The organism is Duncaniella dubosii (genome assembly GCF_004803915.1).
GTDB lineage: Bacteria > Bacteroidota > Bacteroidia > Bacteroidales > Muribaculaceae > Duncaniella > Duncaniella dubosii.
The window spans coordinates 1,925,267-1,941,527 of the sequence record NZ_CP039396.1 but is presented as its reverse complement, the minus strand read 5'-3'; the positions used below and the strand labels follow the sequence as shown (position 1 = coordinate 1,941,527).

Sequence of the window (16,261 nt, the reverse complement as noted above, 5' to 3'; positions counted from 1 at the left end):
CAAAATTAACTAAAGAAGGATGTTTTATGGAACCGACGATTTACTCACGCTTCAAGGAACTCGTCAACAATGATCCGGATCACCCTGCCGTCATTGACGAGCGCACATGTGTCACCTATGCCGGTCTTGACAGACTGGTCGACACCCTTATTTCACGCTTTCCCTCATTCATTCCCGCACGTGTCGGGATTGTGATGGACCACAGCGTGGAGATGGTGGCCGCCCTTATGGCTGTCATCAAGTCCGGGGCTGCATTTGTGGCAGTCGAGCCTGACTTTCCGCCGGGACGCCTCGTGACATTCCTCGTTGAAAACGGTGTTGACTTTGTCATCACTCAGGAACAGCATGCCTGCATCCTCAACGATTTCAACCGGCTCATCATCGGGAGCGACATATATGTCGACCCGGCCCTCCACCCTCTGCCTGACCGCTCGCGTGCGGACCGACCCGCATATATCATCTACTCGACCACCCCCGACGGCTATCCGCTCGGCGTGGCGGTGGGCAATTCGCAGGTGACACACTTCGCGGAGGCGTTCAGACAGACCTACAATATCTCCGGCGACGACATCATGCTCCAGTTCTCGGCCTGTGTCATGAACATCTTTATCCAAGAGGTGTTCGGCGCTCTGCTCAACGGGGCTGTGGTTGCGATTCCGTCACCGCAGACACGCAACGACCCTGAAAAACTGGTGAAGTTCATCGACGACCAGTATTTGACGGTCATCAGCGGCTTCCCCTATCTGATGCAGGAGCTTAACGCTGTGGCCGCGCTGCCGGTGACTGTCAGACTGCTGATCAGCAGCGGCGACGTGCTCCACGCGGCGGCTATCAGCCATCTGCTCGAACAAGTGCCTGTCTATACCACCTACGGCCCTCCTGAAGCGACTGTCAGCGTGACATCATATTGCTGCAACACGGGACTGGTGCTGCCCGACGGGACTTTCCCTATCGGAAAGCCGATGAACGGGACTGAAATCATGATTCTCGACGATGAGCTTCGTGAAGTTCCTCAGGGTCAGGAGGGCGAGATATGCCTCTACGGCGACGGGCTTGCCGATTACTACACCGGCGACCATCGCGCCGACCTGAAGCCCTTTGTGACCATAGGCGACGGACGCCGTGTGTTCCGCACGGGCGACATCGGCCGTCAGCTTTCCGACGGCAACTATGTCTATCTCCACCGCAAGGACAGCGAGGTCAACATTCTGGGCAAGAAGGTGGTAACCGGCGAGGTCGAACGCGCTCTGCGCAAGAGCGACGAGGTCGAAGGCTGCACGGTGGTCCACTATCCCGACGAGCAGGGCTCGGCCTATCTCGTGGCCTATGTAGTCCCAAAAACGAAGTCGTTCAGGCTGTCGTGGGTCAAGAATACGATGGCACAGTATCTCCCGGCCTATATGATTCCGGAGTTTTTCGTGCTGCTGAAGTCTCTGCCGACCGATGCGGCGGGTGTGGTCAACCCGCTTGCGCTCCCTGTCGTGCTCAAAGACGGGAAGACGGCTATCTGACACGTAAGACATGCAAAGCCCTTCCATTGCTCTATAATCACATGCGGATAATCTCCAATCACATGCGGATTCATTTCAGTCTATTGATTTTTCGGGCCAAGTGCCTGACTCATGGCGTGGAGTCCATCGGTAGCGATGGGCTTCACGCTCTGTTTGGGGGCTACTGCTCAACGATTTATACCCGGCGATATAATTTATTCCGATAATCATGCCTCGGTTTGAGGATTTTATGTAATTTTGCCCTCTGTAAAAAAGATTGTTTTTCAGATATTATGATTCTTCAATGTGCCGTGCTCTTCGCTTTTCTTGCGATGGGCGAATTTATTGTCTATGCGACGGGGATTCCTGTCCCGTCGAGCATCATCGGTATGCTTTTGCTTGCCACAGGGCTGAAACTGCGCGTCGTGAGGCTCATGTGGGTCGACAAGGTTGCCGATTTCCTCGTCAAGAACCTTGGTTTCTTCTTTGTACCTGCCGGCGTGGGACTTATGAGGTGTCTCGGGCTGATTTCGGAGCAGTGGCTGCCGATTGTCGGGGCTTCGGTCATCAGTACGTTCCTGATCATCGCCTCGACCGGATGGGTTCATCAGATTGTAAGACGGACGGTCGCTCCTCACCATCATCACCCCCACAATGCCGGGGGCGACGACGAGAAAGCGGTCTGAGTTTCAAGAATAAATATCGTAAAGTAATTATCGTTTTGTTTCCATTGGTATCAATTTCAACTGACTATGGATTTTCTTGAGAACAAATTTTTTCTGATTGCGCTGACTTTTGTGGTTTTCCTCGGAGCGAAGCTCCTTCAACGGCGCACTGGTGTGGCTCTGCTCAACCCGATTCTGATTTCAATCATCGTGCTTATAGTGATTCTGCTGAGCTGCGGAGTGGACTACGAGACTTATGCCGCGGGCGGAGAATATATCGAATTCTGGCTGAAACCTGCGGTGGTGGCTCTGGGTGTGCCGCTCTACCGGCAGCTTGAGAATATACGTAAACAGATGCTCCCGCTGCTGCTCGCGGAGCTTGCGGGCTGCGTGGTGGGGATTGTATCGGTGGTTCTGATAGCCGAACTGCTCGGGGCTACGAAGGAGGTGATCATCTCGCTTGCGCCCAAGGCGGTGACGACCCCTATCGCGATGGAGATTTCGGCTGCGATGGGCGGGATTCCGTCGCTGACGGCTGCGGTGGTGGTCTGTACGGGTATCTTCGGGGCATGGCCGGTTTCCGCATGGTGAAGATGAGCCACATCAAGAGTCCGATTGCGTCGGGGCTGTCGATCGGGACGGCTTCTCATGCGGTAGGGACGGCTTCGGCTATGGAGCGCGGTGAGCGCTACGGGGCGTTTTCGTCGCTGGGGCTGACGCTCAACGGGCTGCTGACGGCGCTGCTGTCGCCTTTTATCCTTGATCTGCTGGGATATACGGTGTGACTGTTCCATCCACTTACGATATAACGTAAGGCGGCCCGCTGCATCAACGCAGCGGGCCGCCTCTATTAAAACATATGGGGATATTGGTTAGTAAGTATGTCAGCTCTTAGAGAAAAGACATTAAATCAGATTAAGTATAAAGGCCAGAAGTGTTACACATGTTTATTTTACCGGGGGTAGATTTATGCTGAAAACTGAAATGCGTGATTAGCGGGTGAGGGCGGCGATGGCCTGGTCGACCGGGGGGTCTTTGAGGATGACTTTGCCCGTGGAGTCGAGGAGATAGAGCGTCGGGGAGGCGGCGAGGACATAGAGGCCGTCGTCGAGGACGGGTGTTGTGGCGAAGCCTACCTGCCACCGGGCTGGGAGAGAGTCTTTGGTGCGCTGCCATGCGTCGTGGTCGTCCTCGACATCGACGGCTATGATTCCGATTTCCGGCGGGAGGGCGAGAGCCGAGAGGCGGCCCATGATTTCCTTGCACTGTGAGCAGTCGGGGTCATAGAAGATGAGGAGGTTGAGAGGGTTGGGGGCGAGCTCGCGCATGAGGGTGGTCGACGAGCCGCTGCGGTCGACAAATCCGAAGTCGGCTGCCTGTGAGCCGGGGCGGTTTTTGAGTGCGTCGGCAAGGCGGTGGCGCGGACGGATGCGCTCTACGTCGCTGAGGAAGGGGGCTTCGGAGATGTGGCGCAGGAAGTGGATATAGGTTTCCTCGTCGCGCATGGGCGAGTTGGGGTCGTCGAGATATTTTTCGGCGGTCGAGGCGATGAGGCTGAAGGCTTCGGGGTCGGCTCCCGCACGGCTGACGAGGGTGGCGACGGCGCGGTCGGCTTCATCGGGGGGCGACATGGGGAGGATGGCGGCGAAGTTGGCAAAGTTCTGCTCGATGAAGGCTGTGTCGAGGCTGAGGGCGCGGTCGGTGAAGTCCATTGCGTCCCAGTAGTGGGCGACAACATAGGCCGCCCGCTCCTCGACCGACTGCAACGAGTCAGGGACATCGGGCATGGGGAGCTCAGCAGTGTTTACACTTTTCTGTTCCCCGTTACCGGAGCGATTATTATCCGAAACTTTATCCCCCTGTCTGCAACCAAGCAGACACAGGGAGATAAGAATTGAACATAATGTCGTATGCTTTGAAATCATCAGCGATTATTCACTATTTGCTCATAAGTTTTATTTGCCTCAGCAGCTGTAAGGTCACGGACACACCTAACTGCAGGAATTGTATTTTTCTCATAGTTAACCGCTTGACCAATTTTATGTATAGCATCAACAGTTACAATACGATAATTCCAACTAAGAGGTGCAGTCGAGATTCCAACAGTAGTGCCATAATTAGTCCAATGTTCCTGTGTACAAGTCAAGAAACCATAGTCTGTATTAGTATTTCCCCATGACAATCTTCCATTGTTATTTACAGAGGCCCAATGAGCACTTTCACCCAAAATACCCATACGCATCATAATCGCAATTTCCTTCTGATTAGGGATGCGCCAACCGCTTCGACCTGTAGTCTGCAGGAGCTGACTGCAAGGAGAGGCTATCGCAATTGAATCTGAATATTCCTCGTATGACGCTCCAGAGTTTGCATAAGCATTCACTAACGTAAAACGATTATAAGCCCCTAACTTAAAGAATTGGGCTGGCGCCTCCCGAGTTTCATTAAATCTCATATTACCTCGTGGAGCAATCTCAAAGCCATAACGTCCCAATTTATTTTCAGGAGCACTTGTCTTGTGCATAGGAAGAGGAGTAGAGGTGGGTTCTCTAAGGGCTGTTCCATAATAATGCGATACCTTGACAATACCACCTAAAGTTGATTTATCGTAATCCGTATCATCATACGCAGGAGTGACACCGTCACCTGTATCTGATATTTCCCTAAGATCCGTACCTAAATTTCTTATACATCTAAGCTGCCACGGAGCATGTGACCAATTTCCATTAGATATGAATTCACTACTCGAAAGGCCTTCATCAGCCCATATTATCTTAGCTTCAGAAGATATAAAATGGTATAGTGTATTCGCGTCATCACCACATTTATCAGCAAGATTAACCTGCTGATAGTCCATCAGCGGTGTCTGCAAACTATTGCGTCCCAAAATTATACGAAGGTATTTACCGGCTCCGGGAAGATACCATTTAAGTTCTTCTTCGTCAATCTGACCATTACCATTTTCATCACGATTACGATTAAGACATGCAATAGCGGCATTTATATACTGAGCATTATCACCTGTCTGAGGATCATAATCCGCTGAAGCGGCTGAATTATAATGGCCAGTACCTGAACCACTAAAATCAGTCATAAGTATGTGCATCGGGACAGCATAAGTCCTTGCCTCAGCCGAAAAACTTGCGTTGGCTGTTTGCTTGATATTAGTTATCGCATTTATTTGCTGTTGCGTGTCAGACTGTACGTATTTCTCCCAATTATAATCATTTCCTAAGACATACCATCCATTATACCGACCATTATCACCACTTGGGCCGACATTTCCCTTCCATCGGATGTTCATACCGAAACTTTCATTTATATGCTCAATACCAAGCGCTGTTTCACAACCGTCATCAGCTGTATTATAATAAGTCTGAATTGATTTCTGCGTCAACGCATATTTCGACTTGAAATATACGCTGTGTCCATCGGGAGAGATCTCCTGTGCGACATTGAACCATGCCTGACGATTTGGCTGGTTTACATATTCCTTCCAGTCGACACCGGTCTCATTTCCGTAGCCGGTCTCGCCGTAACGCTTTTCATAGGTATATTCGTTTACGTAGACAGTAAACCATTGGCCTTGGAGACCGGAGGTCGGCAATTCATGAGGATAATATACACCTGTACGACCGTTTACGATATTCGGATAAGCAGCAAATACCCTCTCGTTATCGGCAGTCTTATCCCTGTCTGAACGTCCGAGATCCAGACCGGTCGGGACAAACTCAATCCAGTTATAATATTTGAAATCAGCATCAGTGGCAGCCGGAATGCTACTGTCAGTAGCGCTGTTATAATAGAAACTCTTAGGCTCTCCTTTTGCATAAGTACGCATAGAGAATGTGAACGAACTTACCTGCTCGGTGGTAAGGAAAATATTGAACACGCCCGTATGCGCGTCAAGATTTTCAATCTTGTCGGTCACGTCGGTCACAGTGCCTTCAGCGCCCGGCTGCTTTTCATCGCCGTTGAACGCCTCCACAAGAATCTTATTGACAGATTCGGCAGTTATATTATAAGTGTATTTCGAATTGCGATAGCAGTTGAAATCTGTAGGGTCGTTCCCGATATAACCAAGATGAACGATATAGGTGACTTCGGCCGTACGCGATGTAGCCGAAACCGGAAGCTGACCGGCATTATTGCCGGTCTGTACGTCGTCAGGATTCACCATCGAACCGGGATTCCTGTATGTAATCGTGGCGTTGATTTTCACATAAGTCGCATTATTGTTGGCATCACCCTGCGGAGTGGCACACAGGCTCGTAAATATGCCTGTATTTTTGCCATTATCCTTAACTTCACGCTCACGATCCTCATAGGACGTTGCAGTGCCGGTACGCTTGTTTTCAAACTGCCAGAACCTGAATGTATAGACACCGTTGCTGACCTGAATTTCAGACGGCGGAGTGAAACGCATTGACGACAGATAGGCCGCATTGTCAAGCGGACGCGAGTCAATCATGTCACCGGCATTGACAACAGCGATATCTTCGGCTATAATACCGGCATCGGCAAGCTGACGGTCCTGAATCCAGCTGTATTTAGGCACATTGAACACTTCGATGTTCTGAAGCTCCATATCTATAATATCACCGTCGGCACGGATATTCAGGGTGTTCTCAGTCCAGAGACGGCGCAGGTGTATCGCACCCGTAAGTGTCGATGTACCGGCCTGAATGGCCACTGCCTCGATATTTGAAGGCAGACTTGCGGAATGGTCTGTCTTGTCATACGCACCTGACATTATAAACTCACCGCTCGGCTCTGCGACCGAGAGGTCATTATCGCCGGACGACATGTTCTGTTCGATGGCTATGGCACAATAATCGTCCCATGTCAAGGCTTCGCCAAGCATCTCGGACAAAGGCTTTTCTACATTAGTTTTCAGATTCTTACCATAAAATTCATCGTAGTTGGCCACGGCCACAACGTAGCTCTCACCCGACTTGCAATCGAGCGAGAGAGACTGAGGGATGTGATTGCCGGCCTCTTTATTCTCCTCAAAGGTCTGATTGAACGTACATGCCCCACTCTTCGCATTGTAGATGCCGATCCAAAGACTCTTTACATAAGAGTCAGATGTGGCACGCGAAAGGTGGGTCGCCTCGGTGACGCTGACTTTCAGTGTGAGCTTTGCATCTTCTCCATCAGGGACAACACTTCCGCGATAATCTATATCGTCACTACAGCTCCCCACAGAGACAGCAAGGACAGCTGCGAGCATTATAGTTTTAAATATGTCAATAAATGTCTTCATTGGTCGTTGTTTGTGTCTTTTCTCTGATTAATCAAAGGGAGGAACATTAATTGTGTTTGAAACCCACGGGCAGACGGTGTAGTTGATATTGAGTTCGGCGCTCATCGAGCGGGTGACGGTGAACTCATAGATATGGTTGCGGGTGATATCGGTGACAGGAATCATTATATTGGATAGGAACAATTCCCATTCTTTTGTTTTGGGATTATCATTATCAGAATAAGTGGTTATTATGAGCTTCACATTCTGATTGCGCGAGGCTTCTGTCATATATGCGATAAAAGCTTCTGTGAAAGTATTGTCATAAGCATCGGTGTAGTCACCTCCTTCATCACTGCCTACTTCACGGGCTTTGATAGTCAAGGTAGAGTCATACCAATTAGTGCCAATGGTGGGAGTTTCGACCATAGTCGTTCCGTTTGCCCACTCCGTGCAACCTGACTGAGAAAAATCAGGGATAAACGCACCGTAGGCATTACCGCCTTCGATACGCACAGCAGTAATCTCCGTGGCAGCATCAGGATTTTCTTTATTTATATTGTCGAATACCCGAATCTTGGCCATTGCGCGCTGCATAAGCAACGGCGAGTCGTCGGTCGTCAGACGGTGGGCATTCTCAATTGTCGTGGCCTCGTCAAGATCGGTACTCTTTATGGTGTAGTGTGCCCAACCCGACATAGGGATACATGTTGTCGAGCCATCAGGATGCCATTCCTTGTCTGCTGACCAAACCGGCTGAAAAGCATATTTCTGTTGCGCAATCCATTGAGCGCTTTTCATGAAAAGGGCGTCGGTCAGGTCGTTGGACGATGATGTCACCCCGGATGAAAGGTTGGCCAAGAGCATCAGGGATATTTCGATGTCGCCGGTCGAGGTGGTTGCAAAGTCGAAATATGCCTTGTTGATGCGTGCCTTGATTTCATAGCGAGAATTATTCTCTCCGTCAGTCGTTATAAAACTTATCAGGTCTTTCCGCTCAAGCACCTTGATGACATTCCGCCTGTCGTCGAATAAAATCAGGCGCATGTCATCGGTATTTATCTTGTTTTCGGCAGCCGTGGCCTCTTCTTCAGGATGATTTGCGGAGTCGTCGGCCCGCGAGATGCCGGAGGCCAAACGCCCTACGCCGGGCACACCCTTGAGGGTGAAAGTGAGCCAGATATCATTGCCTTCGACGTAGCCGGGCCGGTCCTCGATACATCCGAGGTCGTCGCTGACACACGACACGGCCAGTGAACCGAGACACAAGCAGCCCGCGACCAGTCCAAGGTAGTTATGTGGGAGATGTATACGTATCATAATTATTTCTTAACGTAGCCATTTGCTATCATTTGTGTGTATGGCAGAGAGATTGGATGGTTTTATTCGATTGGAGTCTCATGACGGACAATGCGCCAGTCGTTGATGATGATGACAGCGCTGATCCAGCGTCCGCCTTCGTCGAGGAAGAATGTCATGTTGTATTCATCCTGACGGTCGAGATATTCCTGATCGGAGAGCGAAGCGTTTTCGTAGCCTTTGACAAGCAGGGCGTAGTCAATGACCGGGATGCTCAACACGACCTTGTTTTCGGCCTTGTTGATGATGGTGAGCATGGGTTTGTTTTCGGTCAGGAGGCGCGAGGTGGTGAACTCGGCGAGCGATGCGCCGAGCACCGCACGCGACGGAACTGCAAACGGAGCTGCGGGCGCACCCTTTGGATCCTGAGGATTGACGTTGACATCAATCTGTCCGCTCTTGGTGAACCACGGACGATAGACAAGCTGCTCGCGGTCGCGGAGGGTGTTGTCGTGGTTGAGCCATCCGTTGTTGTCGGTGATGGTGAAGTCGAAATTGTCGGCAAACACTGGCTCGCCCGAAAGATGCTGAAGCACGACGCGGACGGTGTTGGTGTTTTTCTTCAAGTTGAGTGTGACGTGGTTGGGCTTCGACGGGGAGGCATAAGGAAGCTCGACGCGCTGCAGGGTATGGAACAGTCGCGAGAGCTGTGCGTCGGATTCACCGGCCTGATTGCGTCGGAGCTTGCAGTGGAAGTCTTCGAGCGCCGATTTGCCGGTCTCGCCTTCGGCTATGTCGAAATGGCCGGAGTAATCACCGCCCCAGACGAGGAAGTCGTAGCTTCCCGGCTCGACCTGCACGGCGAGTTCGTGATTGGCGGAGAGCTGACTGCGGGCGACGTCGAATCGGCGGGCAAGCTTGCCGGTCTTGGCATCGACTGCAAGCAGGGTGACGCGGTCGACTTCGTTGCCAAAGGCATCGGCAAATTTCATATTGTGGTCGTAAGTGAGTCTTACGATGTTGTAGCTGTCGACACAGTCGCTGTCCTCAAAGATTGAGTGACAGCCTGTGGCAGTCAAAAGTGTTGCCATTGAGGCGGCTGCAATGGCCGTATTTTTTATAATAGTATGTAGCTTCATGACCGGCTGATATAATAATGTGGTTATTTATTTGTTTACTGTGGTTTTGATTCAGATTTTTGGGAGTCTCGGTCGGGACAAGACGGTTATATTGTCGCCACGGCTATCGGCATGGCGTTGAGTTTTCGTCGGTTGGGGAGGATGCGGCTGTCATTCAGGCGCTGCATCTTTGAGTTGTTTCGAAGAGAGTGAGAGACGGTTTAACCTGTATTAAGAAGAAGTCCGGTTCGGTGGTTTCCGATTGGACTTGGGGGACGGGGTCGGAAATGATTTTCGGTAGGATTATCGGGGTCAGAAGAAAAAAAGAAGCCGACCCGGCTCAATGGGCCGGCTTCTTTCGCTATTGCAATGGGTCTTGATTACACATCAAGACAAGTTTAGAGGATTATTCGAGAGTGACAGTGTTGGAAACAGTACGCCAGTTAAGAATACGAACATGCGCAGCAAGATAAGATTCGATAACCGCTGGATTCTCAGTTTCGTTACCCGGAGTACCCAGTCCGACAATACCATCAATTACATAATCATAGATATGATTACGAACCACGCCTGTCAAACCACCGAGATGTTCAATATTCATATAGTAAGATGTCACACCGTCTACCCAATGCTGAACTTCACTAAACTGAGGAACTGCCGTTTCTACATCATTAATTGTTACTATAGCACGATGAGTGTTATCACCTTTCTTGTTAGGCTCAAAACTTACGTTGTCTTTAGTTGCTTGAATAGGATGATCATCAGCATTATACTGTTGAGCAACTTTTTCTTTTATACGATCTTCTGTATAATAAGCTCCACTCCACTTGTACATATTAATAGGCTGTCCATTATGCTTTATAGTAGCTTTTACAACTATTGCGGTTACATTGGGATTACGATCTGAAACTTTTGCTTCGGGGACAGTCGTATTTTCATAGCAATACTGAACGTTCGCTGTACCTGATACAAAAGATTGATTCTTGAATTGATTTTCACTGTAAATATCATAATCTTTATTAGTGAAAGTACCAGTAGTGGACTCAGCCCAATAAGAACGACCACGGTTTACATCATTCCATTTCCAATTCCAACCAGCATAATTGTCAGGCTCGAGTTTCTTGAAAGCATTGGCTTGTGACGGAATATTTACAAGTTGCCAGCCTTCAATCGACGCTGTAAATCGTGCGTCTGCGCCATCAAGATTAAATTTACCGGGATTTTCAATTGTCTGAGATGGCTCATTTTTACCGGGACGACGCTGAACATCGAAATTTTCTTCATAAGCAACACGGATTTTAGCAGTTAGACGCTCTAAGCTGATTACTACAGGATTATTTTTTGCTCCTTCCGGAGTATCAGAAAATGCACTCGCATCCAAATCAATAGCAGTTATTACAGTACCATTTTTAACATAAACAGCATTGGTCATCAAAAAATCACCTGCTTTTGTCCAAGAAGTCGGAGCTGTTGTCAGTGTATTAATTACGACATTCAAGTTCTTATTTTCAAGACTTTTCATCACATCGGTGCGAGGATTAGCCACACATAACACTTTTGCTGGAAGTTGCCCTACATATGGGGCTGTTGGCTTTCCAAGAACAAGCACACCTTTAAGACCTTCTTCATCACCATAACCTTCACTTGATGAAAGCTCAGCCGGTTTTACCATATTGGTTATGACATCATCTTTGTCTGCATTGACATTTGCGTATGCAAGACCGAATGCTTTACCATTTCCATCATAAAAAAGGAAATAGAGATTTTCTTTCGAGATTGAACCTTCGATGGTCTCAGCTGTTTCAAATTCACTCTTAGCAGGATCATCATCTTCAGCTCGACTACCATTAGCAAGATTGCTTATAGCCACGGACATATACTTTGATGCTTCAGTAGCACCGCCGTTGTCACCCTTGATGGGCTCTTCATTTGAACAAGATGCAAACCCTACTGAGAGGGCGAATGCACCAAGAAGAAATTTGTTAATCTTCATGTTAGTAAAAATTGGTTTATTTTAGTTAATTTCTAAATTAGTTGATTTAAATCTGGGGTTGAGGGATTAGCCTCGACCGTCGGGTTAGGCTACCGACGGCCAAGCTAAAATTGGGATAAAAAATCTGAGGAATAAACAATTAGGTGATCTGTTAGGGGATCAGTGCAAGGGGTTTGTAGCGGGGTAGGTTTGCGCGTGTGTCAAAGTCAGGATAAATGACGATGAGGGGGCAAATTTTGGGGAATTACGTTCACTTATTGATTTTCTGAAGCTGGTCGAGGGCATCGGCTGCTTCGGCGATACCTGCGTCGGCAGCTGACTTCAGTAGGGTGTTGGCAGTGGCATTGTCGCCCTGCTTTGCAGCGAGGACACCACGCGCATATGTGGCACGAGGGGAGTTTCCGGCCTTTGCCAGATAGCCCGCTGCTGCATTGAGCTCGTCGCGACGGAGTGCAATGGCAGCCATGTTGAGATTTGCAACGGGGTCGTCGGGATACATACGGACAGCAAGCTCAAACGCCTCGCGATAGGGGTCGGAGTCAGGCTCAAGAAAGTTAGCCACGACATAGATTTCGTTGAGGCTGAGCTTCTGGGGTGCGGTCGCCATGACCTGACGGATTTCTTCGACTGTGACGAAGGAGCGGACCACGTAGTCGACGGTGTAGTCTGAACGTCGGAGTCCGGGATATACGTTTTTGAGGAGGAATGCGTAGTCCTGCGGGAACTTGGATTTGAGCCGCCATTCGCGCACGTCGGGAGCGAGAGATGTGTCGTCGATGACGGCGAGGAGGGCTGTGGTGTCGGGGAGGCTGCATGTCGCCACGTAGTTGCGGAGTCCTTCCAGTTTTCGGCCACCCACGAGGTGTGCATCATGTCGGCGTCAAACGAATAGAGTCCGCGGACGTATTCGGCGAGCGAAGCCGAACGGCCTTTGGCAAGGCGCTCGTTGTTGGCATAAGAGCCTTCGGGCGATGCGAAGCCGACGATGGAGACGGAGGTTATGCGCGAGTCGGGGTCGTTGGCTACGACATCGATTGTCGAGCGTATTTTGGCCAGCTCCTCGGGGTTGCGGCGGTAGGTGGGTGAGATTTCGGTGCGGTTGACAGGGAAGTCGACATAGGCCGAGCCTTTTGCCGAGCGGGTTTTCTCAAGCTCTGCGGGAGGGGTGACCATAACGAACTGCGGGGCGAAAACGCGCTCAACGAAGTCGATCGAGGCGAGTTCGGATGTCTGGCCCGACGAGAGGGTGAGGACACCGCAGTCGCATTCGTCCTCTACGAGCACAAGGCGCGATTCTTCCATCCACTGCTCGTAGGGGATGATGGTTGAATAGCTGACGGTGTGTCCGGCACGCGAGAGAATGGCGGGCGCTTCGGGGGTGTCGTGGCGCTGGTTCTGTATGTAGCGGTTACGCCCTGCGATGATAACCTCTGGGAGCTCGCGGCGCTCTGTGCCGTTGGTGATCACGGGGATGTATTTTATCTCACGGTCGCTCTTGAGCTTCATTGCGGTTGCGTCGAGGTTCATGGTGACGACGAGGGAGCTTGCGGAGCGTTCGACGTTTACATCGCTGACCGTCACCGACTGGGTGGCTGCGGTGGCGCTGACGGTTGCCATTGCCATGAGGAGTGTATGAATGGTTCTCATATACTTTTCGTATTGGTTATGGGGGTTGACGGTTAGCTTTTAAAATACATATACGAGGTTGAGGGCGGCTTTAGTCGGGCCGACGTAGTTGTGGGCCTTGTTGGCACGGACCTTGCGGCCACATCCCTTGCACTCGAAGGTGTCGTAGCGGGTGTAGGCCCATCCGATGCCGATTTCGGCTTCGAGGTTCCAGTGTTTTCCGAGCAGCCAAGAGTAGCCGTAGGCTATGCCTGCGCCGGCAAACCAACCCTGATAGCGGTGGTCGGAGAGAGCGTGGGCGTCGTTGTTGAGAAACTTGAAGCCGTGGCCGAGGTGGCCGATGTTGTATTCACCGCCGAGTAGGTGGAGACCGACGAAGTGTCCGCCGAGAGGCTGACAGAACCAGTAGCGCGCCTCGGGCTGTATCATCCAGTGTTTCCACTTCTTCCCTCCCGAGAGGGTCCACGGGTTGTAGTTTCCCGACAGGTCGACGCTCCATTTAGGGGCGACCTGCATCTCCGCTCCGACATTAATAGTCAGGGTAGCGTCATACAGAAGGTTGGTTTTTACGGCGATGTCCTGCGCTGAGGTATGGATACAACAAAAGGCTCCCAGCAGCGCTGCCGTGAGAAATTTAATCTTCATATAATGTGTTGGAATAAGCGTGTAGAGTCCACCCAATATGCTCCGGAGCATAGCCGGACGGCCACAATTCGCTGACACACAGGCGTTTACGCCACGAATCGGGGGGGGGTATTTTTTACCTCCCTGCGAGCCGGAACGCGCGTGTATAACCTATGGTCAATACAAGACATAATGTGATAAGTTATGGTGGTCAGTTACTATAAGCAGATTGGTTTGAAGAGCAGGTTCTTTTAAAATAAGATCAACGTCAGGTTAATCAGGATGATAAAAGTTCTTCGGTTTAGGTGTGACAAATATACGACTTTCCCCAATTTTTAGCAAATTTTTTAAGAAAAAAAACATGTTTTCCCCACGGCTCTTTCATTTAAGAATACGTTGCACACTCAATGAATGTGCTATTTTATAGAGGGCATCCTGCGTGTATAGATGTGACTATTTCCCTGATTATTAATAAAATAAGCATTCATAAAATTTGGCCAAGCGGCAGATTTTTAGTAACTTTATAGGTGAAAATCAAATAGTTACGCAAAAAATGGATCCGCTTGACCAAAAACATTCGATTGAGGCACGTAAGCCCAATCATGCCGCAAAAGTACTAAATAAATTCATACCACAGGGCAGTATCCTGGAACGCCTGATGAATTTTGCCTGGTCAGTCCCTGATTTCCGTAGGTGTGATAAAGGAAACATCCGTCACCGGCTCAGTGACATCATCATTCTGATGATACTGGGACGGACCTGCGGGTATGTCGGACGTGCTGATATAATAGCGTTCGGCAGACACAATCTCAAAAAACTCCGTAAAATGGGTCTACTGAAGAATGGAATCCCTTCGGAGGCTACCCTTTGTCGGGTGGAGAACGGTGTCGACGATTTATCCATGGCCGACAGGATGCAGGCGTTCGCCGAGGGCTTCCGCAATGAGCTGCTTAAGGCGTGCCGCGACAGGGAAATAGTCTGTGTGGACGGTAAGGCCGAGCGTGGCACCGTTCAGGAAAACGGGCGCAATCCGGATATTGTGTCGGCATATTCTTTCAATGCCGGCATTACAGTGGCAACGGAAGCATGTCAGGAAAAGAGCAACGAGATAAAGGCAGTCCCGGTACTGATTGACAAAATCGACATATCCGGAAAGATCGTAACCGCAGACGCCATGTCCATGCAGAAGGAGATAATCGACAGAATCAGGGAGCAAGGCGGTGACTTCCTGATAGAACTCAAGGCCAACCAGCGCTCCCTGCGCTACGGCGTGGAAGACAGACTTGAGGGGCTCACGCCCGTCTATTCATATACCGAAGGGCCGGAACTCGGACACGGCAGAATCGAGACCCGGACTTATCGTGTCTACGACGGGCTTGAAGTCATAGCAGACAAGGAGAAATGGGGCGGCAATATGACGATAATAGAATATGAAGCCGACACGGTAAGGAAGTCAACAGGCGCGCATACCTCCGAAAAAAGGCTGTATGTGAGCAGTCTGCCAACCGACACGCCCGCTCTCGGGGCATATGTGCGAGACCACTGGTCGATAGAGAGCATGCACTGGGGGCTGGATGTCAATCTCCTGCAAGACAGGATCAAACGTAAGTCGTCTAAAGCTGCCCGCAATCTTGACACCATCCAGAGAATAGTCCTCTCGGTATTTTCAATATGGAAAGGGCTTCGCAAAAAGCGGTCGGACAAAAGAAAAGGAGTGGCAGAGCTCATGAGGCATGTCTCAATGAGCTTTACTAAACTCATGCGGTTCCTGTGCCAAAAATGAAAAAATTAAGATTTTGACAAAAAGATAAATCCCTGACATACAACATCAATAAAATTACCCGATTCGAAATGAACCGGGTAAGGGAAGATATGTCTCTATTTTTTGTCTTAAATGAAAGAGCCGTGTGTTTTCCCTACAATCTGCGAAAAATCGCCGTCAGAATGTGTTTGACTATAGCAATTACCCTAAAAACCGTTTTGGTCGGGGTCGATTTCGGATACGTGTGCTTTAGATAGTGTCATGAATTGTGTGTTTCAGACAGTGACCTGACAAGCTAAAGGCGAATTTGGCTCGAAGTTAGGCATAATTTCCGAGGTGCGCAAGGAAGTGTCTGCAAAAAATCGTTAACGGTTTTCCGCGACACCCGTGTCCGGCCGAAGGTCGCGACACGGGATAAAACATATCGCTCCGGCCACAT

10 protein-coding genes and 1 pseudogene are annotated in these 16,261 nt (G+C 50.0%); 4 read left to right on the top strand and 7 right to left on the bottom strand.

Going from position 1 to position 16,261, the window contains the following annotated elements; all coding sequences use genetic code 11:
- Positions 1-26 precede the first annotated feature (26 nt).
- The 3 genes and pseudogenes from E7747_RS08485 to E7747_RS08475 all read left to right on the top strand — a co-directional run bounded on the left by E7747_RS08485 (position 27) and on the right by E7747_RS08475 (position 2,940).
- A complete protein-coding gene (locus E7747_RS08485) occupies positions 27-1,511 on the top strand; it encodes an AMP-binding protein (RefSeq protein ID WP_136415383.1) in 1,485 nt (494 codons plus the stop codon).
- A gap of 272 nt (positions 1,512-1,783) precedes the next feature.
- On the top strand, positions 1,784-2,176 hold the full coding sequence (locus E7747_RS08480; RefSeq protein ID WP_123615107.1) for a CidA/LrgA family protein: 393 nt from the start codon (positions 1,784-1,786) through the stop codon (positions 2,174-2,176).
- A 66-nt stretch (positions 2,177-2,242) separates the two neighbouring features.
- Positions 2,243-2,940 (top strand): annotated as a pseudogene (locus E7747_RS08475) (LrgB family protein).
- A gap of 207 nt (positions 2,941-3,147) precedes the next feature.
- Here the strand turns inward: E7747_RS08475 and E7747_RS08470 are convergent.
- The 7 genes from E7747_RS08470 to E7747_RS08440 form a co-directional block, all read right to left on the bottom strand.
- Positions 3,148-4,080, bottom strand: coding sequence for a DUF5106 domain-containing protein (locus E7747_RS08470; RefSeq protein WP_136415381.1), 933 nt, complete (start codon positions 4,078-4,080; stop codon positions 3,148-3,150).
- Positions 4,080-7,421 carry a DUF4906 domain-containing protein gene (locus E7747_RS08465; protein ID WP_136415379.1) on the bottom strand — a complete coding sequence of 1,114 codons (3,342 nt, stop codon included), beginning with the start codon at positions 7,419-7,421 and terminating at the stop codon, positions 4,080-4,082. Before E7747_RS08465 ends, E7747_RS08470 begins: the two co-directional genes overlap by 1 nt.
- Before the next feature lie 27 nt (positions 7,422-7,448).
- Positions 7,449-8,720, bottom strand: coding sequence for a hypothetical protein (locus tag E7747_RS08460; protein WP_136415378.1), 1,272 nt, complete (start codon positions 8,718-8,720; stop codon positions 7,449-7,451).
- A 62-nt stretch (positions 8,721-8,782) separates the two neighbouring features.
- Positions 8,783-9,838 (bottom strand): FimB/Mfa2 family fimbrial subunit, encoded by a 1,056-nt coding sequence (locus E7747_RS08455; protein WP_136415376.1) that lies wholly within the window; start codon positions 9,836-9,838, stop codon positions 8,783-8,785.
- Positions 9,839-10,223: 385 nt separating this feature from the next.
- Positions 10,224-11,810 carry an Mfa1 family fimbria major subunit gene (locus E7747_RS08450; RefSeq protein ID WP_136415374.1) on the bottom strand — a complete coding sequence of 529 codons (1,587 nt, stop codon included), beginning with the start codon at positions 11,808-11,810 and terminating at the stop codon, positions 10,224-10,226.
- Between the two features lie 321 nt (positions 11,811-12,131).
- Entirely contained in the window at positions 12,132-13,457 is a 1,326-nt protein-coding gene (locus E7747_RS08445) for a DUF3868 domain-containing protein (protein ID WP_136415372.1), read from the bottom strand.
- Positions 13,458-13,496: 39 nt separating this feature from the next.
- Positions 13,497-14,081 (bottom strand): DUF3575 domain-containing protein, encoded by a 585-nt coding sequence (locus E7747_RS08440; RefSeq protein ID WP_123615196.1) that lies wholly within the window; start codon positions 14,079-14,081, stop codon positions 13,497-13,499.
- 532 nt (positions 14,082-14,613) lie between these two features.
- On the opposite strand from E7747_RS08440, the gene E7747_RS08435 reads away from it, so the two are divergent.
- Positions 14,614-15,843: an ISAs1 family transposase gene (locus tag E7747_RS08435; RefSeq protein ID WP_228449113.1), complete on the top strand. Its 1,230-nt coding sequence runs from the start codon at positions 14,614-14,616 to the stop codon at positions 15,841-15,843.
- The last annotated feature ends 418 nt before the right edge of the window (positions 15,844-16,261 follow it).